The 26,820-nt window shown below is 45.2% G+C and carries 23 protein-coding genes; 21 read left to right on the forward strand and 2 right to left on the reverse strand.

Annotation, left to right across the window (positions count from 1 at the left end; translation table 11 throughout):
• Positions 1-28 precede the first annotated feature (28 nt).
• The 12 genes from kdpF (at position 29) to ABEW34_RS27110 (ending at position 12,714) form a co-directional block, all read left to right on the forward strand.
• Positions 29-106, forward strand: a complete 78-nt coding sequence (gene kdpF / locus ABEW34_RS27055) for a K(+)-transporting ATPase subunit F (RefSeq protein WP_430163531.1) — start codon at positions 29-31, stop codon at positions 104-106.
• Between the two features lie 43 nt (positions 107-149).
• Complete coding sequence (gene kdpA / locus ABEW34_RS27060) at positions 150-1,811, forward strand: potassium-transporting ATPase subunit KdpA (protein ID WP_430163534.1); 1,662 nt, start codon at positions 150-152, stop codon at positions 1,809-1,811.
• Between the two features lie 44 nt (positions 1,812-1,855).
• Entirely contained in the window at positions 1,856-3,865 is a 2,010-nt protein-coding gene (gene kdpB, locus ABEW34_RS27065) for a potassium-transporting ATPase subunit KdpB (protein WP_430163537.1), read from the forward strand.
• Between the two features lie 18 nt (positions 3,866-3,883).
• A complete protein-coding gene (gene kdpC, locus ABEW34_RS27070) occupies positions 3,884-4,456 on the forward strand; it encodes a potassium-transporting ATPase subunit KdpC (RefSeq protein ID WP_430163366.1) in 573 nt (190 codons plus the stop codon).
• An 81-nt stretch (positions 4,457-4,537) separates the two neighbouring features.
• Complete coding sequence (locus tag ABEW34_RS27075) at positions 4,538-6,868, forward strand: universal stress protein (protein ID WP_430163369.1); 2,331 nt, start codon at positions 4,538-4,540, stop codon at positions 6,866-6,868.
• Positions 6,869-6,897: 29 nt separating this feature from the next.
• On the forward strand, positions 6,898-7,698 hold the full coding sequence (locus ABEW34_RS27080) for an alpha/beta fold hydrolase (protein WP_430163372.1): 801 nt from the start codon (positions 6,898-6,900) through the stop codon (positions 7,696-7,698).
• Between the two features lie 151 nt (positions 7,699-7,849).
• Positions 7,850-8,035, forward strand: a complete 186-nt coding sequence (locus tag ABEW34_RS27085) for a DUF6075 family protein (protein WP_430163540.1) — start codon at positions 7,850-7,852, stop codon at positions 8,033-8,035.
• A 463-nt stretch (positions 8,036-8,498) separates the two neighbouring features.
• On the forward strand, positions 8,499-9,464 hold the full coding sequence (locus ABEW34_RS27090; protein ID WP_430163543.1) for a helix-turn-helix transcriptional regulator: 966 nt from the start codon (positions 8,499-8,501) through the stop codon (positions 9,462-9,464).
• Positions 9,465-9,577: 113 nt separating this feature from the next.
• A complete protein-coding gene (locus ABEW34_RS27095; RefSeq protein WP_430163375.1) occupies positions 9,578-10,204 on the forward strand; it encodes a type 1 glutamine amidotransferase family protein in 627 nt (208 codons plus the stop codon).
• A gap of 39 nt (positions 10,205-10,243) precedes the next feature.
• The gene (locus ABEW34_RS27100; RefSeq protein WP_430163378.1) at positions 10,244-10,651 is read left to right on the forward strand and encodes a DUF3224 domain-containing protein; all 408 of its coding nucleotides are present in this window, start codon (positions 10,244-10,246) and stop codon (positions 10,649-10,651) included.
• Between the two features lie 329 nt (positions 10,652-10,980).
• Complete coding sequence (locus tag ABEW34_RS27105; protein ID WP_430163381.1) at positions 10,981-11,622, forward strand: glycoside hydrolase family 11 protein; 642 nt, start codon at positions 10,981-10,983, stop codon at positions 11,620-11,622.
• Positions 11,623-11,814: 192 nt separating this feature from the next.
• The gene (locus tag ABEW34_RS27110; RefSeq protein ID WP_430163384.1) at positions 11,815-12,714 is read left to right on the forward strand and encodes a formylglycine-generating enzyme family protein; all 900 of its coding nucleotides are present in this window, start codon (positions 11,815-11,817) and stop codon (positions 12,712-12,714) included.
• Between the two features lie 242 nt (positions 12,715-12,956).
• Here ABEW34_RS27110 and ABEW34_RS27115 read toward each other — a convergent pair whose 3' ends face one another.
• A complete protein-coding gene (locus ABEW34_RS27115) occupies positions 12,957-13,523 on the reverse strand; it encodes a TetR/AcrR family transcriptional regulator (RefSeq protein ID WP_430163387.1) in 567 nt (188 codons plus the stop codon).
• 204 nt (positions 13,524-13,727) lie between these two features.
• On the opposite strand from ABEW34_RS27115, the gene lpdA reads away from it, so the two are divergent.
• The 3 genes from lpdA to ABEW34_RS27130 are packed head-to-tail and all read left to right on the forward strand — an operon-like array spanning position 13,728 to position 16,956.
• Positions 13,728-15,116 (forward strand): dihydrolipoyl dehydrogenase, encoded by a 1,389-nt coding sequence (lpdA, locus tag ABEW34_RS27120; RefSeq protein ID WP_430163390.1) that lies wholly within the window; start codon positions 13,728-13,730, stop codon positions 15,114-15,116.
• A 51-nt stretch (positions 15,117-15,167) separates the two neighbouring features.
• Positions 15,168-15,800, forward strand: coding sequence for an HlyD family efflux transporter periplasmic adaptor subunit (locus tag ABEW34_RS27125; RefSeq protein ID WP_430163393.1), 633 nt, complete (start codon positions 15,168-15,170; stop codon positions 15,798-15,800).
• Positions 15,784-16,956, forward strand: coding sequence for an ABC transporter permease (locus ABEW34_RS27130; RefSeq protein ID WP_430163396.1), 1,173 nt, complete (start codon positions 15,784-15,786; stop codon positions 16,954-16,956). The genes ABEW34_RS27125 and ABEW34_RS27130 overlap by 17 nt, the downstream gene beginning before the upstream one ends.
• A gap of 375 nt (positions 16,957-17,331) precedes the next feature.
• Here ABEW34_RS27130 and ABEW34_RS27135 read toward each other — a convergent pair whose 3' ends face one another.
• Positions 17,332-17,727, reverse strand: coding sequence for a hypothetical protein (locus tag ABEW34_RS27135; RefSeq protein WP_430163399.1), 396 nt, complete (start codon positions 17,725-17,727; stop codon positions 17,332-17,334).
• 306 nt (positions 17,728-18,033) lie between these two features.
• Here ABEW34_RS27135 and ABEW34_RS27140 point away from each other — a divergent pair, with 306 nt between their 5' ends.
• The 6 genes from ABEW34_RS27140 to ABEW34_RS27165 all read left to right on the forward strand — a co-directional run bounded on the left by ABEW34_RS27140 (position 18,034) and on the right by ABEW34_RS27165 (position 26,711).
• Positions 18,034-19,194, forward strand: coding sequence for a leucine-rich repeat domain-containing protein (locus tag ABEW34_RS27140; protein ID WP_430163402.1), 1,161 nt, complete (start codon positions 18,034-18,036; stop codon positions 19,192-19,194).
• A 155-nt stretch (positions 19,195-19,349) separates the two neighbouring features.
• Positions 19,350-20,906: a glycosyltransferase family 39 protein gene (locus ABEW34_RS27145; protein WP_430163405.1), complete on the forward strand. Its 1,557-nt coding sequence runs from the start codon at positions 19,350-19,352 to the stop codon at positions 20,904-20,906.
• 31 nt (positions 20,907-20,937) lie between these two features.
• Positions 20,938-21,105 (forward strand): hypothetical protein, encoded by a 168-nt coding sequence (locus ABEW34_RS27150; RefSeq protein ID WP_430163408.1) that lies wholly within the window; start codon positions 20,938-20,940, stop codon positions 21,103-21,105.
• A 672-nt stretch (positions 21,106-21,777) separates the two neighbouring features.
• Entirely contained in the window at positions 21,778-23,343 is a 1,566-nt protein-coding gene (locus tag ABEW34_RS27155) for a response regulator transcription factor (RefSeq protein WP_430163411.1), read from the forward strand.
• The gene (locus tag ABEW34_RS27160; protein ID WP_430163414.1) at positions 23,344-25,173 is read left to right on the forward strand and encodes a sensor histidine kinase; all 1,830 of its coding nucleotides are present in this window, start codon (positions 23,344-23,346) and stop codon (positions 25,171-25,173) included.
• Positions 25,170-26,711 (forward strand): response regulator transcription factor, encoded by a 1,542-nt coding sequence (locus ABEW34_RS27165; protein WP_430163417.1) that lies wholly within the window; start codon positions 25,170-25,172, stop codon positions 26,709-26,711. The genes ABEW34_RS27160 and ABEW34_RS27165 overlap by 4 nt, the downstream gene beginning before the upstream one ends.
• Positions 26,712-26,820 lie beyond the last annotated feature (109 nt).

Below are 26,820 nucleotides of genomic sequence, written 5' to 3' on the forward strand. Positions count from 1 at the left end.
TGGTGGAGGAAGGGCGTGAAGAAGCATGATGTGGGCATTGGGGGGCGTCGTCGTCCTGTTGTTTGTCTATCTGGTATATGCTTTGGTAAAGCCGGAAAAATTCTAATAAACCGCTTGTATTCAGGAAGGAGTATCGTTATATGGCCGGAATGATTGCCATTGTTGTTACATTGTTGTTGGTCTTGCTGTTAGCTCGACCTACTGGACTATATATGGTTAAGGCATTTGATTACAACCCATCAGGACTGGATCGATTCTATGGTCCATTGGAAAAAATGATTTATGCCATCGGAGGCATTCACCAAGAAAATCAAACGTGGAAGAGATACGCTGCAACCTTAGTCATTAGTAATAGCGTGATGATCCTGCTCGTATATCTCGTGTTTCGAACACAGGTGTTTTTGCCGCTGAATCCGGCCGGTATTGCCAATATGGACCCGAGCCTTGCATTTAATACGGCAATCAGCTTTATGACAAACACCAATTTGCAGCACTACAGCGGGGAGAGCGGATTATCGTATTTGTCGCAAATGATTGCTATCGTCTTTATGATGTTTACGGCTCCGGCTACTGCGCTTGCAGCGGTATTCGCTTTTATGCGCGGGCTGGCAGGAAAACCGTTAGGCAATTTTTTCGTCGATATGACTCGTGCCATTACACGGGTATTGCTGCCGATTGCTTTTGTCACGGCCTTTATTTTTATTGCGCAAGGCGTTCCACAAACGCTTGAACCGGCGGCGGTCGCTCAAACGATTCAAGGCGGTGAACAAACAATTGCCAGAGGCCCGATGGGTTCGTTCTTGTCCATTAAAGAGCTTGGGAATAACGGCGGGGGGTTTATGGGCGTCAACTCGGCTCACCCGTTTGAAAACCCCAATGCAATGAGTAATTTGATTCAGATCCTGCTAATGATGTTGCTTACGACATCGCTACCTTTTGCATACGGCAAGATGGTCGGAAATGCCAAGCAGGGACGGGTACTGTTTGTTTCTATGGCCATGCTCTTTATTGTTTTGCTGGGCGTTTCGCTGACGGCTGAAAAGGCCGGCAATCCGGCTCTGAATGCTATCGGCATTCAGCATGAACAAGGCAGTATGGAGGGTAAGGAGGTTCGATTCGGAGTTGCACAATCTTCCTTGTATTCAGTCGTAACAACGGCATCCGAAACGGGAGCGGTCAATACGATGCATGATACGCTGACGCCTATCGGCGGTATGATCACCATTGCCAATATGATGCTGAATACCGCTTTCGGAGGTGTCGGAGCCGGTTTTATGAATGTACTCATGTATGCCATAATCGGTGTGTTTCTTTCGGGGTTAATGGTAGGGCGTACACCGGAGTTCTTGGGCAAAAAAATAGAAGGCAAGGAAATGAAGCTGATTGCCGTCACGATGCTGGTTTCGCCTTTTCTCATTCTGGTTCCAACAGCAATTGCGCTGTTCAGCTATCCCGATACGCTGTCCAATCCGGGCTTTCACGGCCTGACGCAAGCGCTGTACGAGTATACCTCGTCTGCGGCGAACAACGGTTCCGGATTCGAAGGACTAGGTGACAATACATTGTTCTGGAATATGACAACCGGAATCGTTATGTTCTTAGGCAGGTATTTCTCCATTGTCGCTTTGCTTGCTGTAGCCGGGTCGCTTGCTGTCAAGAAGACGGTGCCGGAAACAACAGGCACCTTTCGGACCGACACAGGATTGTTCGCGATTGTATTTTTGGCTGCTGTGCTGATCGTTGGAGCGTTAACGTTCTTCCCAAGTCTCGTACTTGGCCCAATTGCAGAACAGTTGACATTGAAACCATAAGTTTGAGTGTAATGGAGGTTCTCACGATGCAAACTAAAAAATCCATGCTTAGCGGGCCGATTATTCGGAATGCTGTCAAAGAAGCGTTCATGAAGCTGGACCCTAGAGTCATGTTTCGTAATCCAATCCTGTTTGTAGTGGAGATAGGATTTATCATCACATTATTTCTATGCTTTTTTCCCGGAGCGTTCCAAGGATCGACACCGGTTTGGTTCAATATAGTGGTTGCCGCCATTTTGTTGGTGACATTGTTGTTTGCGAACTTTGCGGAGGCATTGGCTGAAGGAAGAGGAAAGGCGCAAGCGGATTCGTTAAAACAGACGAAAAAAGACATTGTTGCAAACAAATGGGTTGGCGGAGAGGTCAAGCAGGTGGCTTCAACGGATCTTCGTAAAGGAGATATTGTCGTCATATCACAAGGAGAAATGATTCCGGGAGATGGGGAGGTCATCGAGGGGCTCGCGTCAGTAGACGAATCGGCTATTACGGGGGAGTCCGCGCCTGTCATTAAGGAAGCTGGGGGCGATTTCAGTTCCGTAACAGGTGGAACGCGTGTCATTAGCGACCAGATCAAAGTGAGGATCACCAGCGATCCTGGCGAATCGTTTCTGGATCGCATGATTTCGCTTGTCGAAGGGGCAAAACGGCAAAAAACGCCGAATGAAATTGCCCTGAATACGGTTCTGATCAGTTTGACCCTGATTTTTCTGATTGTCGTTGTGACACTGCCGTTTTTCGGGGACTACCTGAACATTGAAATTGATATTCCCGTCTTGATTGCCCTGCTGGTTTGCCTCATCCCAACTACAATTGGAGGGTTATTGTCTGCAATTGGAATCGCGGGAATGGACCGGGTAACCCGGTTTAACGTACTTGCCATGTCGGGGAAAGCCGTGGAAGCTGCGGGGGATATTAATACGATCATTCTGGACAAAACGGGTACGATCACGTACGGCAACCGGATGGCGAGCGAATTTATCCCGGTTGGCGGCGCCAAACCGATTGAAGTAGGCGAGTGGGCGGCGATTAGTTCAATGAAGGATGAGACACCCGAAGGGCGTTCCGTCCTGGACTTGATGAAAAAGCTGGAACTCGGGTATAACGAATCATTGGCTACCGGTGGAGAGTTCATCGAATTCAAAGCGGAAACACGAATGAGCGGGATCGATTTGACGGATGGCCGCAAAGTGCGCAAAGGGGCCGTAGACGCCATTAAAAAATGGGTAGCTGCACAGAACGGGACCATACCGAACGATTTGGATGTGGCAGCTGATAAAGTCGCTTCTGCTGGGGGCACGCCGCTGGCCGTGGCAGTTGATAACCGAATTTACGGCGTCATCTATTTAAAAGATACGGTCAAGCCCGGCATGCGTGAACGTTTCGATCAAATGCGCCAAATGGGCATTAAAACGGTGATGTGTACAGGCGATAACCCGCTCACTGCCGCTACAATCGCGAGAGAGGCTGGTGTAGATGACTTTATCGCGGAGAGCAAGCCGGAAGATAAAATAGCCGTGATTCGGCGGGAGCAGGCCGAAGGCAAGCTGGTCGCAATGACGGGAGATGGCACGAACGATGCGCCTGCATTGGCGCAGGCGGATGTGGGGATCGCTATGAATAGCGGCACAGTAGCAGCCAAGGAAGCAGCGAATATGGTCGATTTAGACTCTGACCCGTCCAAAATCATTGAGGTTGTGGCGATTGGAAAGCAGCTTCTGATGACGCGCGGCGCACTTACGACGTTCAGCATTTCCAACGATATTGCCAAATACTTTGCCATCTTGCCTGCCATGTTTATGCTCGCCATTCCGGAGATGAATAAGCTGAATGTCATGCAGTTGGGATCGCCGATGTCGGCCATTCTCTCCGCGCTCATTTTCAATGCGATCATCATCCCACTGTTAATTCCGCTAGCGATGAAAGGCGTCGCCTATAAAGCAGTCAGTTCAGCGCAACTGTTAAAACGAAATTTGTTTATATATGGCTTAGGCGGTGTGGTTGTCCCTTTTGCCGGCATCAAGCTTATTGACCTTGTTATCCATTTATGGGTATGACGAAAGGAAGGACCGGAGATGAAAGTATTGACATCTAGCTTGCGAATCAGCTTGCTATTCATGGTATTATGCGGACTTGGTTATAACCTGGCGGTTACAGGGATCGCACAGATATTATTTCCCGAACAAGCCGATGGAAGCCTGGTTCAAGACGATGATGGGACCGTAATTGGCTCCAGGTTGATTGGACAATTGTTTAGCGAACCCGAATTTTTCCATGGTCGTATCTCCAGTATTGAGTATCAGGCGGATGGATCGGGATCGCCGAACTATGCGCCGTCACATCCCGAATTGATGGAACGGGTGAGAGCTTCTATGGAGGAATGGAAAATGAATAACCCGGAAGCTTCGGTCCGTGATCTGCCAATTGATCTTCTGACCAACTCCGCATCAGGCTTGGACCCTGATATCAGCCCGGAGGCGGCGCGTGCTCAAATTCCGCGGATCAGCCGCTTGACCGGTATTGAACAGCAACAGTTGGAAAGACTTGTGCAAGAACAAACGAGCCAGCGGACGTTTGGTTTCTTGGGCGAACCTGCGGTAAATGTATTGCAGCTCAATATCGAACTGCAGCGTTTGCTTGCGAGGTAAACGAAATATGAATTTCCCTGCCTGCTTAAATGGGGCGGGGAATTTCCGTTTGTTATTTGCTCAAGGGAACGAGGTGAGGACATGGAGCCATTCAAGCGAAAAACGCCGGAAGAAATTTTATATTCCATTTACCGCCTTCACCGAGGCCGATTGAAAATTTACATTGGCGCTGTGAGCGGTTCAGGCAAAACCTATCATATGCTCCAGGAAGGACAAATGTTACAACGGCAAGGGGTTAATGTGGTGATCTGTGCTGTTTCAACCGGTCAACGGCCCGAGACGTTAGAGCAGATTGGAGATTTGGAGCGGATTCCAAGCATTCATTGGATAAAGGATGGCGTCGAATACAAAGATTTAAATTTGGAATCGTTGCTAGACCGCAATCCGGAAGTGGTTCTGGTGGACGGCTTGGCCCATCGGAACCGGGAAGGAGCGCAACACCCGACTAGGCTGGATGACATTCATTATTTGCTGGATCGGGGAATCAGTGTCATTACAACGGTTAATGTCTATGAGCTGGAGGGGGTATTCGAGCTTGCTCATAAATTAACGGGCATCACTGCAGAGCATACGATTCCTTCCGATATACTGGATTCGGCGGATGAGGTTCGTTTGATCGATGTAACGCCCGAGGCCATACTAGAGCGGTTATCCGATGGCCGTTTCCGTCATCCCGATCCAAGCCTGTTCAAACTGGGCAATTTGGCGAAACTTCGGGAGCTTGCTTTGCGGCTTATGGCTGAAGGCGTGAATGAATCGCTGGAAAAGCATCGGGAAGCTGCTGGTTTGTTCGGCCCATCCGGTGCGGCAGAGCGTATCCTTGTGTTGGCGCAGTACCATTGGAACGGCTCGATCTACGTACGCAGAGGCCAGCAGGTGGCCAAACGGCTCGGCGGCGACCTGCTAGTCGTCACTTTCGTCAATCCGAAACAAACGATGTCTAAAGAATCGTTGACCTTTAAGCGCTCGTTGCTTCAATTGGTTGAAAAAGTAGAAGGAGTATTCGAAGAAATTCCGATTGCTTCCCGGCGCGAGCTTCCACGTAAATTAGGCCATTACGCAGCTAGCCATAACGTTACCCGAATCGTGATGGGACATTCCAAAATGAGTCCGTGGCAAGAGTTTTGGAGGGGGTCATTTGCAAACCGGCTATTGAGCAAAATCAAAAATGTCGATCTCTTGTTTATGGCCGACAGTTCAGAACGGGAAGGCAGACGAATATTGCCTACTAGGACGCACCAAAATCGGGAATCGAGTGCCTATCATCGCCTTACGGATCAGGAAGTGGAGGAACAAATACAAAAAATCAGGCGAGGGAAGTTTAAAGTCTACATCGGTGCAGCCCCTGGCGTTGGGAAAACGTACACGATGCTTAGGGAAGGGAATGACCTCCTTAAAAAGCAAATCGATGTTGTCATCGGTCTTCTGGAGACACATGGCCGCGCTGAAACGTTGGAACAGGTAGGCGAACTACCGAACATCCCTAGAAACAAAACACCTTATCGAGGAACAGAGCTCGAAGAAATAGATGTTCCGGCGATTATAAAGCGTAATCCTGAGGTCGTGTTAATCGATGAGTTAGCCCATACCAATGTTCCCGGCAGCAAAAACCGGAAACGCTATACCGATGTGCTGGAAGTCCTGAATGCTGGCATTTCGGTGATTTCCACTATGAACGTTCAGCATCTGGAAAGCTTGAATGATGCTGTTGAGCAAATTACAGGCGTTAGGGTACGGGAAACTGTTCCGGACCATATCCTGCATTTGGCGGACGAAGTCCAACTCATTGATGTATCGCCTGCGTCCTTGCAGCAGCGCATGAGAGAAGGAAGGATCTATGCAGCTAATAAAATCGAACAGGCGTTAGGTTCTTTTTTCAAAACAGGAAATTTGATCGCGCTGCGTGAGCTTGCACTTCGGGAGATTGCGGATGATGTAGATGAGCGATTGGAATCCTGGGAGCGCAAGGCTTCGCTTCGGGGACCATGGCGAAGAAAAGAAACAATTTGTGTGGGAGTAACGGCAAGTCCTAACGCAGAGCGTTTGATTAGAAGGGGATTTCGAATCGCGTATCGTTTGAAAGCCGAGTGGTACGTAATTTATGTTCACAAGGGCCCATTGATTTCGGATGAACTGAACAAGCGTCTCGAACGATTAAAGGAATTGTCCACGCGTTTGGGGGGCATATTCGAAATGCAGTTTACAGCAAGGGATCGAGACATTGCTTCCATCCTGATCAGCAAATCGGACGAGAGAATGGCTACGCAAATGGTTTTGGGGCAATCCGGTAGGAACATCTGGAAACTTGTGCGCCGTGGTTCGATCGTCAAGACTGTACTGCGCCACGCCCGGCATATGGATGTTCTGATTGTTGCGGACTTTGATTCTCATGCCAAACCGATGGAGAATTAATACGATTAAGCAAGTTGAGGTGGATGAAATTGCCGCAAATCATGCGAAGCAATTGCCCTATTTATTACGAGTCCCGCGGAAATGGTCTGCCATTGGTTTTTATACCAGGCCCTTCATTTTCGCATCGTTTGTTTGAGCCGCAAATTGAATATTTCAGGCATTATTACAGAGTGATCGTTATGGAGCTAAGGGGAAACGGACAATCCGGAAAGCTAAGTGTGCCGGGTAAAGAAATTATCGAAGAACAATGTCGAGATATTTATGCACTATTAAACCACCTTGGTATCACAAATGCCGTTTTCATAGGGTTTTCCGGAGGCGGTTTTGTCGTTCAAAAATTTGCACATTTGTATCCTGGAAAAGTCCGAGCGATTGTTGCAACTGATAGTCACCATTGGTCAATAACCCAAAATCGCTCCGTTCGTTTTTTTCAGTCACTTGCTGCTTTGCTCCATTTCATTCCGGACGATATGGAGACGCGTACAACAAGAATCGTATATTCCCAGTGGCTGATGGCCTATAAAATTTTAAAAAGAGAAAGACGCCAGAAAAGACCGACTGAAACGATCAAACAAGAATATGCACTTCATCGCTTGAATTATAGAGAAATTGCCCCTTTTCTTCAAATTCCGGTCTTGCTTGTTGCCAGCGAAGGGAACGCATATTTAGTTAAGGAAGCACAGGAAATGAGGCGGCTATTGCCACGTTCCAAAGTTGAAATTATCAATGATTCTCTTGATCCAAGCCATTTGTGTCAACCTTTAAGGTTTAATGCTATTGTTCAGGATTTTTTGGAATATCATGGGTATCATTTACTTTTTGAAAAGTGATTAGCTCAATAACTAAAGTCAACCCATCAGTGATCATAAGCACGATGGGTTGATTCCATTGATCGTATAAAGTTTCTTTCCCTCACTCAAATTATTTGAACCAAGCAAGATTTGCCCTCTGCCACTGGGACTCTCAAAGTTTGAAAACAATATTCACGATGTATTCGATTTTTCAATTGGAGGCATTAAACCGGAAAGCTTATCCGCTTCTTGGCAAACCGGAGGCTCTAGCCGAACATGCCGATTAGCGTTCAATCTTTGGAATGGTTGGAGCCAGACCGGAGAGGAACGCTTTCAAGCCGAAAAGCGAGCGAACCCGATAAATATTACAGGTTAGGGGGGTTTGCTTTGAAAAAGATTAAAAGCAGGATACTGCTCAAAATCATGGGGCGAAATTCTGCCGACAGTAATTCATTAACTAAATCGACTTGTTCGGTAGAAAAATGACCGAATCTGGTTCTCGAATCTGTGTGAGCAGACGACTTCTTTTTCCAGGCAGGCCTTCGGCTCAAGTAGAAGTTGACGTTGAAAAAAGAGTGCAACACTTTCGTAACGTGCTTCAAACCAATACCGTCCTTTCTGAATTTGATCGAAATGTATTCGAAAGTGTCGTTGAAAAGGTTATAATGGGAGAAAAGCAGGAAGACGGAAGCGTAGAGCCGTATCAATTAACATTTGTATTCAAAACGGGCTTAAAGAGCGCTGTTCAATGCAAAGATGGAAGGCAAATTCCAAAAAAGCTAACAGTAGCGGAGAGTAAAACTATATTGAGGATTATATGGAAACGGAGGGTTTATGTCATACCAAAAAACGATAATATGCTGGCCATTCTCTGGATGCTGAATTCGGGCATGAAAATGACGGCCAAACAAATATCCGAAAAACTGGAAATGAATATAAGGACTGTTTATCGGTATATAGATGCGCTATGTGCCAGTGGGGTGCCAATTATCTCCGACACGGGCCATAATGGCGGGTATCGCTTGCTGAATCATTTTATCAGATCCCCTCTGCTGTTTGATATGGATGAGAAAAAGGCACTCCTTCACGCTGCTGCTTTTGCAAAAGAGGCTGGATACCCTTTGAGTGAGGCATTGGACAGTGCCACATCCAAATTGAAAATGTATTCAAATCAGGAACAGGAAAAAGGGCTTAGCCGTCATTTAGCTGGCTTTGAAGTGATAAACCGCAGTGGCTACCCTTCTGTTCAGCCCGTATTGGCGGAATTGGAGCAGGCTGTAGCAAACGAATTTTCTGTAGAAATGGATTACCGGACAAGCCATGAAGAACAACCCAAGAACAGGGTGATCGACCCCTATGGAATGGTTAACTGGAATAATAAATGGTATACGGTTGGATTTTGCCACCTAAGGAAGGAGATTCGCAGCTTTCGGGCAGAAAGGATTGTACAAATCAAGCGAACTCCAATGCTCTTTAAGCGTCCTGAAGCTTTTTCGGCCCGTGAATTTTTCATGCAAAATCTACTGCCAAATTTAGTGGACAAGGCTGGGTTAATTTCTTTAAGGATCGAAGGCAGATCAGAGGCATTGGATGACTTATGCCTGCATTGGTTCTTGGGGCATTATCTGAAGGAGCGGACAGCTAATCAAGCCATTTTTTTACTTGAGGAAGCCTCTATGCTTATACATGTTCCTTATTTTCTGCTTCCCTATGCGAAATCTCTTCAAGTCATCGAACCACGAAGCATGAAGGAAAAATTAGTTGCTGTTGCATCGGAGTTAATGGAATATTATCGGCTTTCATAGCTTCACTGACAGTAGATGTCAGTGAAGCTATTTTATAATGAAGATAATCATGGATTGCCGATGCAAGGATGGATGGCATCCCTTGATGACTTGTATATAAGGGGAGCATGCAAATGACGAATACGGTCTATCTTTATGTGTTTGACACGATGTCAGATTGGGAAATCGGTTATTTAACGGCCGAGCTGAACTCGGGAAGATATTTTAAAAAGGGGCTGGCCTCAGCCAAAATCGTTACCGTGGGCAATGAAATGACGCCTGTAACGACAATGGGCGGATTGAAAATACTGCCGGACATCAGACTGGATGAATGCAGCCTCGAAAGCACAGATACATTGATTTTGCCCGGTGGAGATACATGGACAGAAACCATTCACCAACCCATTTTAAAAATGGCAGAGGGGTGCTTAAAGGAAGGGATATGGGTTGCAGCAATTTGTGGTGCGACAATGGGACTTGCCCAGACCGGATTGCTGAACTCACGCCAGCATACAAGCAATGATCTGGAATACCTTAAAATGGTCTGTCCCACTTACACGGGAGAAAAATATTACAAAATGGAGCCCGCTGTAACGGATGGCAAACTGATTACTGCATCTGGCATAGCTCCGTTGGAATTTACTGTACACGTCTTGAGAGCGCTCGATGTGTTGTCAGCAGAAACATTAGATGCCTGGTATAGTCTAAATAAGACGCAGGAATCGAAGTATTTCTATGAATTAATGAATGCCATTATGTGAAGATATAAGCATGGTTCATTTTTAGGGAAGAGGGATGGAATGGAAACAGTCATTTTTACTGTGACAAAGTGGGAGGAACAGCCCATTGAAAACAATCTTAGCAGCTTCCCCATTAATACTGCAAAAGTAGAATATGAAATTAAAGGTGTTTTGGAAGGGAAAGCAACTTTAGAATACTTGCTGTATTACTTAGATAGTCATATGGAAGATGCTGAAAAGGCCAAATCCAAAATTGCGGGGTTCCTGCACTTTGAAGGTCATTATGATGGGAAATATGGATCTTTTACAGCCTGTGAAAACGGCATGTTTGATAACGGTACTCTTGATAGCCCCGCTCAAATTATTAACGGTACAGGAGAGCTGGAAACCTTAATCGGAAGCTATAACTATTATTTTCTCGGTCACACGAGTGAAATGGTATTGGATTTCGAATTAATGAAGGTATAGGCATATTTGCAATGTCACCTACCCAATTTTGTTATCGACCTACCCTGTTTGGGTAGGTCATCTTTATTATCCAAACATTTTAATAAATAGGGATTTAAAGCAACTGATCTATGTCATCGAGCTGGAGCAGCTAAAAATCTCATGAAGATAAAAGGAAAAAACCTATAATTTACAATGTATTAATGTATGCGCTTACTTGCTATAATTTACCTAATGAGGAGGTGATAGCAAGATGATGGTGAGACATGACACAGGATAAGTGTTGTGCTGCAAAGAGAAAAATCTACACTATATAGGCAGATAATGATAAAAAATGAGGAGGTATTTTCATGTTTAAATTAAAGCTTAATAAGAAAATTTTGACGGTATGCCTTGCAGCTTCAATGAGTTTGGGTATGTTTTCAGCAACCTCAAGTGCAGCAACAGATTATTGGCAAAATTGGACCGATGGCGGCGGGACAGTAAATGCTGTTAATGGGTCCGGCGGCAATTATAGTGTGACATGGTCAAATGTCGGGAATTTCGTTGTTGGCAAGGGCTGGAATTTCGGATCGCCGAACCGGGTAGTTAATTACAATGCCGGTGTCTGGGCGCCGTCTGGCAATGGTTATTTAACTCTTTACGGGTGGACAAGAAACTCGCTTATTGAATATTACGTCGTTGACAGCTGGGGCACGTATCGTCCTACCGGAACGTATAAAGGAACCGTATCGAGCGATGGTGGCACATATGACATTTATACGACTATGAGATACAACGCGCCATCCATTGACGGCACACAAACATTCCCACAGTATTGGAGTGTCCGCCAATCGAAGAGAGCAACTGGGGTCAACTCCGCAATCACGTTCAGCAACCACGTTAATGCATGGCAAAGCAAAGGAATGAATCTGGGCAGCAGCTGGACTTACCAGGTGTTTGCGACAGAGGGGTATCAAAGCAGCGGCAGCTCGAACGTAACGGTGTGGTAACATTTGTAGCAACAGGCCAACTGCAAGTAGGATAGCAGACGGCACTAAAGCGTTTTTGGAATAATGAGAAAATGATTTAATTATGAATATAGCTTGCTAAGGCCTGCCGTCCTCACCGTCGGCGGCCTTATATATTTCAACAATAGATATTTGACTGCATACTCTTCCTATCCGTTTAAAGGAGAAATATTAATGAGAAAACGATTTATTTTCCTTTTACCTGCCATACTATTGGTTGTCAGCGCCTGCTCGCAAGGAATGCCTGAAAAGACAGAGAGGGCTGAAAAGACCGAAAATACCGAAAAGACCGAAAATAATGAAAAAAATCATAATCTTGTATTTGTCAAAGGAGGGGATTTTGTGAACACAAAGTCCAACTTTTATGGCAAAAGTGTAACGATATCAAGCTTTTATATCGACAAATATGAGGTAACTCAAAAAGAGTGGGTTGAGGTTATGGGAAGCAACCCCTCCGGATTCAAGGGCGATGATTTACCAGTTGAAATGGTAAGCTGGTATGATGTTGTTGAATATTGTAATAAACGAAGTGTAAAAGAGGGCCTGAAGCCGTATTACGAGATAGACAAAAATAAAAAAGACCCGAGTAATAAGAGTGATTACGATAATCTAAAATGGACCGTAACGATCAATGAGGGAGCGAATGGTTATCGATTGCCGACGGAAGCGGAGTGGGAATACGCCGCAGGTGGAGGTCAGGCGAGTAAAAGTTACACCTACAGCGGGAGCAATAATGTAGAGGAAGTAGCCTGGTATTGGAAAAATGCTGGTGACAAACCATTATCAGGAGAATGGAACTGGACCATGATAGAAGGCAACAAAAATAAAACAAAGGCTGTTGGTATCCAGAAACCCAATGAGCTAGGACTTTACGATATGTCAGGCAATGTAAGGGAATGGTGTTGGAACTGGTATGAAGAAGGAGATTTGGATAGCGATAGTGGTGCTTTAAGGGTTGTAAAGGGTGGCGGTTGGATTGGCGACATCAGAAACAACGAGATATCTTATAGGGGCAAGTTCGAGGCGAGCGGCTTTGGCCCGGATCAAGGTTTTCGTGTGAGCCGCGCCGAGTAAACGGAAACGGAAATAAACACGGGAATGATGCGGCGACATTCTCGTGTCTTCCTGGTATGCAAATGCAAGGGACGATGGCTATATTGGTGGACTGAGGAGCTCAGGGAAAAAGCAGTTAAGGGCACCAGCTCGGGGAAATACGAGTCAGGTGCCTTTTTGCTGCGCGATTAGCCTCTAGTGATATAGGCACGCCAGTTCATCAGTGCTCTCCCTAAATCGCATGTTTTTTTGCATTCAATCGCCTAGGTCATAACCAGAGCTTTAGCATACTGTTTGCCTGCCGACAGAAGGCTGTCACTCCGTTCGAGATCATGGACAGACCTTGCAAGAACAAGAGAGCCGACCATGGTGCTGAACAGGGCGCTGCCTTTGGAGAGATCAATTTCTGCTAGATTGGAGATAAAAGCAATCATCCGCTCTAGTTCATGGGTGAATACTTGCCGAACCTCCTCAGAAGAACGAGATATTTCACTGGAAAGGGCAGGAAGAATACAGCCCATCTCCGTTTTGTCACGATGATATGGACTTAAATAATAATCAATGACCGTATTGATTTTAGGATTTTGCAGCTCCTGATCAGCGATGCTCTGCAGAAGTGCGATCGTATCGCTGGTGGCATACTGGCAGGCTTCGGCGACCAGCTGTTCTTTGTTGTCAAAATGCGAATAAAACCCTCCATGGGTCAATCCGGCCCCCTTCATAATGAACGGCACACTTACATCGTGGATACCATTGGTGCGAAAAGCCTTGGCAGCACTTTCAACGATTTTATTTCGTACTTTAAGCTTATGTCCTTTGGGATACGGCACTCGAAACCCCCTACCTTCTTTTGCCTTCATCATTTCATCTTTTAAAATATTATAATCGTCATAATTAAGCCTGTCAATTTAGCGATTGGCTAACGGTTAGCTCAAGAAAGGCTAAACACGGCTGTTGACGCTTTTAAAATATGATGGTTATAATATATTATGTTTATCATATTTTAAAAGGATTTCAACAGGAGGTATCACGATATGAGTAAGCTTGAATCTGTAGAAACGTTGGTCATTGGATCAGGTCCGGGAGGCTATGTGGCCGCGCTGCGTTCTTCCCAGCTGGGTATGAAGACGGCTATTATTGAACGCAGTCAGCTTGGCGGAGTATGTACGCATGTTGGCTGCATTCCATCCAAAGCATTGATTGCAGAGTCGCATCGCTATCATTTGCTCCAAGAGTTCTATCCTGCAGATGCGGCAGTGTCATTTAAGGATGCTCAGCTTTTTAAGCAGGGAATTGTGAATAAGCAGGCGGGCGGAGTTCATTATTTATTAAAGACTGCCGGTGTAAGCATTTTGGAAGGAGAGGCCCGTTTGGTTGATGAGCATACAGCTATTATCAAACAAATGGGACAGGAGCAGACGATAACCTTCAAGTACGCCATACTGGCAACAGGCTCTCGCCCGATTGAGCTGCAAGCCTTTCCGTTCGGCGGGCGTGTGCTGTCTTCCACAGAGGCGCTTTCCCTCCCAGAGGCTCCTGCTAGCCTAGTGGTCATCGGCGGTGGATATATCGGTATGGAGCTTGGGCAGATGTATGCCAAATTTGGCACAAAGGTGACGATTCTGGAGGGAGGAGAACGAGTGCTGCCGGGATTCGAGGCGAAGCTCGCTGCCCCTGTAGCCAAGCAATTGAAGGCGGATGGGATAGATATCGTAACCGGGGCGACAGCGGGGAAAATGGTGCAGAATTCCGCGAGCATTACGCTTCATTATTCTAAAAATGGGGAGCAGCATCAGGTTACAGCGGAATATGCATTAGTCACTGTCGGCAGAAAACCAAATACAGACGGTGAGTTAGGGCTGGATCGCATCGGCTTGAACGTATCGGGCAGGGGACTAATCGGTACGGATAAACAGTGCAGAACGGCTATCCCGCATATTTTTGCAATTGGAGATATTACGGCTGGCCCGGCGCTCGCTCACAAGGCGTCCTATGAAGCCAAAGTTGCGGCCGAAGCTATTGCAGGCTATGCCTCCGAGGTCGATTATAAAGCGATTCCGCTCGTCGTTTTTTCAAGTCCAGAACTGGCAAGCGTTGGCTTAAGTGAAACGGAGGCCCAGGCAAAAGCCATCCCGGTTGTTGTCGGCAAAGCCCCTTTCGCAATCAACGGAAGAGCATTGGCATTGAGGGAAACGGAAGGCTTCGTCAAAGTGGTAGCGGACCCGATCTCAGGAATCGTCATTGGTGCACAAATCGTTGGAGTGGAGGCATCCACACTCATATCGGAGCTGGCCCTTGCGATTGAGATGGGGGCAACCGTAGAAGACCTGGCGATGACAATTAATCCCCATCCTACATTGGGAGAAGTCATTATGGAGGCTGCTGAAAATGCGGTCAGAAAAATGATGTTGAAGAGTAAATAAGAGCAGCAGATTTAATAGCATATAGAAAATGGAATTGGGAGAGATAAAGCAATGAAGATAAAAGCAGGCTTTTATATCGGGATTGCAGTTGTGATAATCGTGGGAGGATTACTTCTTGCTATGAAAGGAAAGGATGCTGTCAGTCAGGCTGAGAGCAGGAAGCAAGGTGTGCTGGAGGCGGAGCAAACGACCCTATTTTATGAGAAGAGTCCAGGGAGGATTGTAAAGATTAGTGTGGCTGCAGGCGATTCTGTGAAACAGGGAGATGTGCTCCTTAAGGTTAAATCAGCTGACGAAGGGGAAATGGATGTACTTGCGCCGGATGACGGAGTGATTAATAGAATGGCTGTAAAAGTGGGGGAACAGCTGGCGCAAGGAATGGCGGTTGCGAGTTTGCAAAAGAAAACCTATTATACGGATTTCTACATTCAAGAAAGTGAAATAGACAAGCTTAAGGTCAATCAAAGTGTTGATGTTCATTTTCCATATTTGGCTCGTGAGGTTCAGATCGATGGTGTTGTGACTTCGATTGCAGCCGCGCCTCAATTTGCCAACCTGCGTATGAGTCGTGAGAAAGGGCAAGCCGATTTAAGCATGTTCCTTGTTCGAATAGCGATGGAATCAAATGCCGATTTGCTTCCGGGCATGACCGCGGAGGTGAGACTTGATGAATTCGCTGATTGACGAGTGGAAGCATGTAGCGGGCAGCAAGTATGCTCGCATGATCTTTATCGGTCCGATGCTTGCGGCCATCTTTTTTGGATTGATGTTTTCGCAAAACCAGATCAGTGAATCGCCTGTTGTTGTCATTGATGAGGATCACAGCTCGTATTCCCGGGAGCTAATTTCCAAAATAAATGCTTCCCCATACATGGAGGTCACTAACGTGTACGCCAGCCGTATAGCCCCGGAAACATTGCTGGCTAACGAACAGGCTGTAGCGGTTATCATGCTTCCCAAACAGTTGGAGCAGCGTCAGCAGCAGGGGATATCAACGAATATCGGCATTTTAATGGATAATACGATGCCCTCAGGGCTGACGGGAATTCGAACCGCGATTCAGGAAATCATCGTAACGGAAAATACGTCCCTATCCATGACCCGTCTGCTGCAAAAAGGAATGGATGCCGAAACGACCAAAGGGCTCGTCTCACCGTTATCCCTTCAGCAGCGGATGCTGTTTAATCCGACCACAAGCTATGTCGGCTTTATGGTGCTCGGCTTTGTGAATATTGTGGTTTTGATGATTACAACAAGTGCAGCGGGCTCGATTGTACCTCGTCTGCGTCAGGAGGGGAAGCTCTTCGCCAACGGAAAGTCGCCTTTGCAGCTGTGGATGCGCATTGTACCTTACGCTGTTCTGAGCACCCTATCCCTGCTTCTGTGCTATGGATTATTAAAGCAGGTGGGGGCCATGCGGTTTGAAGCGGAGCCCTATGTTTTTATCCTTCCATTGCTTGTTTATACCTTTGCCTTGTCCCTGATGGGAATGCTGATTGGCTATTCTGCTAAAGACCTGTCCAAAGTCAACTTACGAACGAGCTTCGTATTGTATCCATCATTTCTTGCTACGGGAATCCAACTGACCCCGCTTGCGTTTCCAGAGCCTTTTCAAATTTTCGCATGGGCGTTACCGATGAACTGGCTGAACCGCCTCATCCGCGGGATGGCTTTTCGCGAGGGGATGCTGACTGCCTATAGTCAGGAATTGGGGGCTCTGCTCATCATTATTGGCGGTGTGTCCTTATTAATCGGATTAATGGTACTAAGGGAAGCTGGGAAGGATGACTCCAGCCGGGAACCGATTATGAAGCCAGGTGTTCAGCCAAGCAGCAGCTAATTAAATTGTAAAGAGGGGTGTAGAACCTCTCTTTTTTTTGGTCCCGATTTGGCTTGCTCTTAAACTATGGAGAAGATGATACAATACATATAAATGGAATTTGAAAATGGAATTAACGCTTGAAACTTGAGCTGTGTACATATCTTGGATATCGATGAGATTGAACCTAGAGCCCAATTTCTAGAAAACATTGAGCCAATAGGAGCGTGATTAAAGGGCGTTAATATTCTTTACTATGGTATTTAACGGATGTGAATTGTAAAACAAGAGCATGCATGCAGGTACCCAGTGCTCTAGCAGCTCCAAGCATTACAAAAAAATAACCACTACCGCTGATTCGGAGCAGTGGGAGTGGTTGATGGTTTATTTTTGCGATTAATTGAAAGTAATGGAATAAGCTACGGAAGGTAAAGGAGTCGTCGATCCTGGAACGCGCTCTACTACTGTAGTCAAAGTGCCGGGGCTGTAATAGGCCGCACCGCCATTGTAATTTGTGCTGTTAACGACGTATGTGCCAAGATCCAGTGTTGTATTGTTGTAGGTCCAGTAGTAATGCAGTTGAATGGCATTTGCTGCCGATGTGGTTACCTTAACGCTTGTACCAGACGTTTTAGCATTAGAAAGAAAATAGGCAGAGGTTTGCCCCGCTGTGAGCGTATCGGAATAGATAATTCCATAGGTTACTGTATTAGCACTGGCCGATGCCGTCATGCTGAACATAAGAGACATTGCCAAAACAAGTACGAATAATTTTGCGCTTCTTTTTTTCATAAATGGATCATCCTCTCCAAAATGGATTATTTCAAGCAACGCGAGATACAAACTAAAAAGTGCTCAATACCGGCGGCATCACTCCATTCTCACTAAATGTTAACGCTAACATTTCTAACCATTTCAATATATCTTATTGAAATACCATTGTAAATGGTAGAGAAGAAGGAGCGAATGACGGGTTTTGTCGAGTTTTGGGAAGGGAAATATCCCAATTTATGCTATGATAGATTTAGTTTGTCCAGTGATGCTTTGACAGCCGCTGGCCGTTACATTCATTAGGAACTTGTCCCAAGGAGGAGCGCTATGAATATTACAGAAGATTTTAGAGATGAACGATTCAAAACATATATTTTAGAAAATTATTGTGAAAATCGCGAATGGATTCAGACGAGCGATGTGGAGCAAATCGTATCTCTGCAGCTTATGGGGCACAAATATTCAAGTCTGAAAGGCATTGAACATTTTACGTCGCTTGAAGAGCTGGATTGCTCCTACAATAACCTGATGGAGCTAGATATTAGCCGCAATATAAACCTGAAAAAGCTGAACTGCAACAAAAACGGGATTCCTGCCCTGAATCTGACGAACAATAGGAAGCTGGAAGTTCTGGATTGCGGGTTCAACCGAATTCGGGAGCTGGATGTCAGCCACAACGCCATGCTCGTCAAGCTGGACTGCTATTGGAACATCATTTCGGAATTGCATGTGGATCACAACACGAATTTAGAGCAGCTCAACTGCGGCTATAATGCCCTATTTAATTTAAGTTTGGATCAAAATAAACAGCTTTCTCGTCTAGATTGTGGAAACAACTATTTAATAGCCTTGAACGTAAAGGAATGTCCGAGCCTGCTTGAAATTCGCTGCAACAACAATCATCTTACGGAGTTGGATGTAACGCGCAATTCAGCCCTGCAAAGCTTAAGATGCTTCAATAATCATATTAAAGGTCTGGACATCAGCCATAATGTGCTTTTAGAAGAGCTTTATTGCTCTGAAAATAAAATTTCGAAGCTGGACATAAGCCATCATCCAAAGCTTGCGCGGGTAGATTATTCGAGCAATCTCATTGCTGAGCCTGATCATACGATCAAAGGGGTCGGAACCTTTGTATACGATGTTGCTCTTTCATCCTACTCCACCACGCTACCATATAGGGAGAAAGAGCTTGCCGCAAGTGTGGATGTCGCCACCAAACCGGACATGAAACGGCTGTCGCCCATTATAAAAAAAATGTGGGAGCACCTTGACGAGCTATGCGAAAGCGCGTTGGCTCTGATTGCCAGCATGCATCCTGATGAGGATGTAAATGAGCTCGTTTTGGCCGGAGTGGAGTTTGCCGGGGACCGCACTTTTCGATTAGGCTACGAGGCTGGCGACAGTCCGGCGGGGCAGCTATACATTTATGCGGCTTTTAATCATAAGCTTGAAATGGACAGCGAGCTTATTTATGAAACGTATTAATGACTTTCCTTCGCTACACCATTTAAATGCCATACAGAAACCAAACAAGACGCTCCGGGTACCTCACCCTAGAGCGTCTTTATTTTGCCTATTCATGAGATTTTCAGATTAGGGACTTATAATGCTTCTATACTAAGGCGGTAAGGAGGTTGTCCATGGTTAAGGGCATTCAAAAAATATTGTATATCTTGCTTGCATGCTTTATAGGGCTTTTTATCGCGTCGTCGTTTTTTGTGAGAGCGGAATATAACTTTTACGAATACGGCGATACGCCATACTTGGGAAAACAACAGCTGGTTTTATTTATTTTGATCATAGGGGCAGTTCTGGCCTTAAGCATCTTTCTATACAAACTTTGCTTGAAGCTGAACAAGTATAGCTGGAAAATCGTTATTCCGACCACGCTGCTGCTTTCGTGTGTGCTCCAAATCGCAATCATTTTCCTGTTTCCCCGCCTGCCGACGGATGATTCCGAAACGGTGCTTTCTCTGGCGATGAATATGCTGTATCAAAAGGATTATTCTACCTTCCAGACCGGCGGATATCTTTATATGTTTCCGTTTAACTTTTCGATCGTTCTATACTTAAAAACACTGCTGCTGTTATTTCCGGACAACTATTTGGTCATCAAAATTTTCAATATTTTATTTACTCTCGTAACTACACTAATGATTTATTTACTCTATAGAGAGCTGAATCGCAAGTCCAAGGAAAATGACTATGGCGTTCTAGTGTTTGGTGCAACCTATATTCCTGCGCTGTTTATGAGCAATTTTATTTATAATGATGTGATTGCTACCGCTTTTCTGACCAGTGCTTTATATTTCTCTGTGAGGTTTATTCGAACCAGATCGATTAAGACGATCATCCTCGCGGCGATTTTGCTGGCCATTGGCAACTACTTCAGAAGCATCGGCGTTATTTTTCTTATCGCTATGCTGCTCAGTATTATTTTCAACATAAGGAAAATTGGAATGAAGAAGGCTATCGCCTCGTTGATCCTAATGGCGGCGCTGTTTAACGTTCCGGCCTGGACGCAAAATGCGGTATTGCAGGCGACGAATGTCGTAGATGAATCGGTGAATGAAAATTCTGCGCCTGTCTACATGTGGCTGAATATGGGCATCAACCTGAATACATTTGGGTTTTGGGATAGCAGGCAAAGCTATAATATTTATCAAAGAGACGCGGGCTATAATAAGGCAGACAGTATAGAGCTGTTTAAGCAGTCTATTAGCAATAAGCTTGCTGAGGCGAGTGCAGGCGATTTAGCGGAAATGTATTTTAAAAAGCTCATCTGGACGTGGACGGAAGGAACGTATCAGATGGAGAGGTACGGCATGGGTAACGATGGATCCTCCGATACAGGGGGGAGAAGAAGCTTTAACCTGGAGCGGTACAGCTATTCGACATGGGCCACAGATTTATTCAAGGCCGATTCAAATTATAGAAGTGGACTGCTCTGGGTGCTGTATGTGATGAGCTTCCTGATGTATGCCGGCATTCTCATTCGTTTAATTGGTGGAATTAGAGCCAAACGATTCGAAGAAACCTCTTTAATTTTGGTCATTTTAGGCTTTATCGCCTTTTATCTGCTATGGGAAATCAAGTCCCGCTATATTTACCCCGTGTATCCGCTGCTGATCGTGTTATCCTACATGGGCTTTAAGGATTTTTATGAGTATGTATGGAAAAAATATTTCCTCCGATAACGATTATACGCTAAAAAGAGGTGAGCTAAAGATGCGCAGTAAAAGATATGGCTTTATTTTAATTATCGTGATGCTCAGCTGCTCCCTGGTGCTTGCCTCATGCGAGGCCATTACTGCTCAAGCGATAACCCAATCGGACGCAAGCGCCAGGGGAAATGGCGGGCTGGATATGAACAGAGGGCCGGGCAGCAGACGATGAATGAATTGAAGTTGGTAAATGGTACAGAAAAGTGTATTGTTCTTGGGACATAAGCGATTACAAATTTTATCAAACAAGAAAACAAGCAATTAGAGAATGGGAAAAAAATGAACGATTCCAATCGAAATTTTCACTCGTAGAAATCATTTGCGATTGGGAAAAGTTCTATAGAAGAAAATAATGAGGGAGATTTGGCCTGGGAAGCGCCAATAATAAAATATCCCTCATTAAACAAAAACCGCGAAGGCTCAGTGCTCCGCGGTTTTTTCATTTTTTCCCTAAATTCCTTTATTATTCTTTTATTGAATATGGATATAATTCTATTGATAATGGCGGGGTGGAGTCCTATATACCGACCAAGGTCAAGAAGAGCGAAGGAATGAATACAAAATACATAATATAGGGGATTAATCCTTTAATTTGTCATGTTGTTTTGTAATCGCTTACATTTTATAATGATCTAGAAAGGAGGCGGCAATCAGAAGCTCATGAATGATAATTATTTTCCTACCTCTCAAGCCCCTAAAATGAGTTCTAAGTCTAGTTTACTTAACGTAGTAACCTAGAGGAAGAATGAATGGAGGGGATTTTTTATGCAACGGAGACGAAATCTCTACTTTTATTCTGATGACATCAAATCGAATGAATGCGCTCTTAGATAGGGGTGAGGTTATGTGGAACGTGCTTTTGGTGGATGATGAACCGGGGGTCCTGGAAGGGCTGAAAATGATGATTGATTGGGAAAGCTATGGCTTTCAGGTCTGCGGAGAAGCATTAAACGGTCCGGATGCGTTGAGGCTTATTAAGGAGCTGCGTCCCGAGCTGGTCTTTACGGATATCCGGATGCCGGTGATCAACGGTTTGGAGTTGATTGAGCAGACGAATCGGATGCTTTCCCATCCTCCTAAATTTATTATTTTAAGCGGCTATGATGATTTTCAATATGCGCTCGCGGCAGCACGTCAACGGGTAGCGGAGTATTTGCTTAAACCCATTGACGATGAGGAGATCGAAGCATTATTGGTCAAGCTTAACCAGCATTTACAGGAGAAGGAAGCAGATGAGGAAAATCGTATGAAACAGCATTATTTTGCCTTCAACCATATGGTTAACCGTCTCATTCAAGGTGAATATAATACGAATTTAGAGCAGCAGGTTCGTCTTTCATTACAGCTTCAAGAAAAGCCTGGGGAGTTAAGGTGTATCTTGATGGACACGCTCTCGTTCTCTGTCGATTTGAGACAGCAGGTGGGAGGCATTTTTTCACAGGACATCGCTTGTTCCTTCCAAGACAGCATGGGAAGAACGGGGGTGCTCATTGAATCTTCTGCGAATACGGACGGAAGGCTTCAGGAAAAGGCCCGTCTGCTTCAAGCGAATGTGGGGATTGAGTTGGGGCAACCTGTCATTATAGCTATCAGTGATAGAGGAGAAGGAATCCGGGCTATAAGAGAGCTATATTTGCAAGCGCTGAGAGTTTGGAAGCAGAAGCGGGCCCAAGGCAAAAGCGGAGTGTTTTATTTTCACGAGGTTGAGAAAAGAAACCAGCAGCATGTCGTGTCCAGGCTCAAATTAAGTCAGCTGCCGGAGATTGTGGCCGAGGGAAATTCAGCAGCAATCGAAAGCTGCGTAGAAGAGGCATTCGCTTCGATTGCTGCTGGCGTGCTGCCGGATATCGAAGTGGCTAGAGCCTATGCAGCCGATCTGGAATTGACGATATGCAGGCTGCTGGCCGAAAGAAATGGAAACCCGGATACGTTTATGATGGGGATGGAACAAGAACACGGCAGCCTGGGTGGCATGGCGGATTATCCCGCTCTGAAAGGCTATGTTCGCTGCTTATGTTTGGAGACCGCTAACGTTCTGCATGCGTTAAACCAGCAAAATGAGAATAACACAATTTTTCATATGATCCAGTATGTGGACCGTGAGTATCGAAACAAGCTGCAAATGCATGATTTGGCCAAGCAGTTTCATATGAATTCAGCGTACTTGGGGCAATTGTTCAAGAAGCATACGGGGAAATCGTTCAATGTGTATTTGAATGAGAAGCGGATTGAGGAAGCTATGCGGCTGTTAAAGCGAACCCAGATGAAAATATCCGATGTGGCGCAGCAGGTCGGATACCCGAAGGTAGATTATTTTATCCATAAATTTAAAATGCACACCGGGGTTTTGCCTTCGGTCTTTAAAACGAATTCGAAAACAGGAAGCGATAGCGGCAGGGATGGTGTTTAAATGAGGGGAAGAAGATTCAGATTCGGCACAATTGTGAACGATATTCCTTTAAATTACAAGTTTCTTCTTATTTTTTTCGTGGGTATTCTTCTGCCGATTATCGTCATTAATCTGCTGTTTATGGACCGGATGTCTGACCTGATCAAGTCGCGCGAGGAGCAAAATGTTGAAATATCGCTGGAGCGGGCGAGAAAGGATATTGACGATTATATAAACGGGGGAGTGGCTGTCAGCCATGCCTTGTACACCGATAAGACGTTGTATGAAATGCTGGACCGTACCTATGAAAATCAGGCCGATTTCTATGAAGCGTTCGATGAACAGCTTCGAAACCGGGTGAATAGTTATATACCGGTCAATAATCAAATTTCACGCATCAGCATTTTTACAGACAATCAATCGGTTGTGTCGGGAGGCAATTACCACAAGATCAATGATAATGTGCGGAAAAGCGAATGGTACAAACAGTGGGAGAAGGCGACCAATCCGGTCATCGTTTCAGCATACCGCGCAGCTGGAGTGAATGATATGATGTCAACTGTCCCCTATTTCAGCATCATCGAACGTATGAACTACTATGATTCATACAAAAAGTATGACAAGCTGCTTCGAATCGATATCGACCTAAGTAAAATTTACGATGTAATCATGCGGGAGGAAGATTATTTGAATTTGTTTTTGGTCAATGATCATAATCAAATTATTATGTCTGCCCAAAGCGGCTATCAGAGGGGAAATATCGAGGATGCTTACCCTATCTTTAAGCTGCCAGAGCCTTACAAGCAAGAAGGTGTCCATGAGATAGCAATCGGCAAGGCCAAATATGTGAAGGGATGGCGTTTGATTGGACTTCCGCAGGGGACTCAGGTTTCGAATGCCATGCTGGACATGCGGCTGTTTGTAGCGATTTCGGCTGCAGTGGTCAGCTTGATCGCCTCCGTATTCATCTATGTCATGCTCAGATCATACAATTACCGGGTGAAGCGGCTGTCCCGTCATATGCAGAAGGTGACGAACGAGAAGTTTGAACTCATTCATATGGATGAGGGTCACGATGAAATCGGCGGCTTGATTCAAAATTTCAACTTGATGACAGCTAGAATCAACTCGCTGATCAACAACGTGTACAAGCTGGAGATTCAGAAAAAAAGCCTGGAGATGGAGCGGGTACAGGCCGAGTTGAATTTTTTGCAAAGCCAGATGAACCCTCATTTTCTGTTTAATACGTTAAACGCTATTCTTGTTGCGTGCACCAAGCACAACTACGCAGACGTGACGGATATTATTAAAAGCTTGTCCAAGCTGCTCCGACGATTACTGAGCTGGAAGGAGGACATCGTTTCGCTTCAGGAAGAAATGATGTTTATTGAAATGTACCTTAAAATCGAAAAATTTCGTTTTAGAGACAAGTTTGAATTCAAATTTGATATCGATAAGGAAGCGCTGCGCTATAAAATACCAAAGATGAGCATACAGCCGCTTGTTGAAAATGCCTGCAAGCATGGCATACAAGCCTTATACGGGCTGGGAACGGTTAAAATCAGCGCTTCAGTAAACCATCATCGACTACGGGTCGTGATTACTGATAATGGAATAGGTATTGAGCCTGACAAGCTGAAGGAAATTATGATATCTCTCCGCAATGAAAGCTCGCCCGATATGAGTATCGGCATTCGAAATGTGTATCGCAGACTGGAGCTTTATTATAACGAGCTGGTGCTTTTCAATATAGTGAGTGAGCCGAATGAGGAGACGAGAGTATCTTTTGAAATTCCAATAAAGCTGCTCCAGCGGCTAGACAACTTTGAAGAAGAAAAGAGCCTGGCATGACCTATAAAGTACTGTTAATTGATGATGAGCCGGGAGCTCTGGAAGGCATGCAGCTGTGGATTGATTGGAATAAACTGGGTTTTGAAGTTTGTGGAACGTGCAGCAACGGGTTAGAGGGCTTACAGCAAATTCAAGAGCAGCTGCCGGATTTGGTCGTGACGGATGTCCATATGCCGATCATGGACGGGCTTGAAATGATAGCCGCCTGGCGGCAGCGCCATTCGAAAAAAGTTAGTTTTATGATCGTGAGCGGGTACAGCGATTTTGAATATGCACAGCGGGCGATGCGGTATGGAATCAATCATTATTTGCTCAAGCCTATCATTCAAGAAGAGGCTGAAATGGAAATTGAAGGCATTCGCCGAGAGCTGACGCAGGAGGTCGAAAAGCAAAGTTTTGACCAGATTGCTACATACGAAGAAACGGTTGCTTTGATCAAAGAATGGTTGGCGGAGCAGTCGATGTCGAAGGAAGCCGTCCTGTCAATGCCGCTCATAACGCTATCTGTCAAAAGGGAAAAATGGAATTTCTATCTCGTTCAAGCTGATGCCTTCATGTTCGCTGAATTGAGAGAGACGGCCGCAGCGCTGCTGGCCCCAGAGCCGTTTATGTTTCTGATTGACTTGGAGGAGAACAGCTTTGGCATCGTTTATGGATATACGATCGAAACGGTTGATGAGAACAGAGCTTGCCTTGTCATCGACGAGCTGATGCGTCGTTATGCGGGCCGGCGTTTGTTTGTGGCAGCCGGTATGGAAGAGTCGTCCTTGCTCAGCATAGGCAGTTGCTTGCGAACAGCGAAGCAAGCGATTGCCTATCTCTTTTACAGAACGGACTACAATGAAGTTGTTTATTATAGCGATATCCAGAATAAGCCCTTTCATTATCACTATGACATTCATCTCATGGATGATGTGCTGAGGGCGATTGAGCTGCTTCACAAATCGAGCCTTCAGGAAGCTGTGCAGGCAGCTGCAAGCAGCTTCCGAGAGACGCTTATTGCTCCCGATATCGTAAAAAAAATCGTCATTCACCTCTTGTATAGAATAATCGAATATGTAAGGGAGACTATCGATACTCCAGACGAAGCCATGCTCGAAAAATACAGCATTTCAGAAATATCGAGCTCTGTGCTCCATATCCATGATCTTTTAAGTCGGCTCTTAGTATGCGGCGAGAAGAGCATAGAGCTCCTATCAAAGGAGCAGACGCAAAAATCGCAGGGTATCGTGCAGAAAATCAACGGCTATATACAAGAGCATTTTCGCGAAAATCTTACAATCAAGAAGCTAGGGGAAGTTTTTTATTTGAATCCGGTTTATTTGGGTCAACTGCTGATGAAGAAGAATGGACTTGGCTTTAATGAATCGGTCCATGACCTTCGGATCGCTGAGGCGGTAAGTCTGCTTGAGCATAACAAGCTGAAAAACTGTGAAATCGCGGAACGGGTTGGTTACAGCAATTACAGTCATTTTCTGAAGGAGTTTGAAAAAAGACTGGGGATGTCTCCAAATAAGTATAAAAACAACAAGTTATAAAGTTTTTAGGGTTAAAACTATAGTTAAGCAATAGTTGAGTTATGAAAGCGCTTTTATAATGTAGAGAGGTTACATGCAAGAAGAATTGGTATTTCATGTAGCTAAAATT

It is taken from the genome of Paenibacillus algorifonticola, assembly GCF_050481745.1.
In the GTDB taxonomy this organism is placed as follows: Bacteria; Bacillota; Bacilli; order Paenibacillales; family Paenibacillaceae; genus Pristimantibacillus; species Pristimantibacillus algorifonticola_A.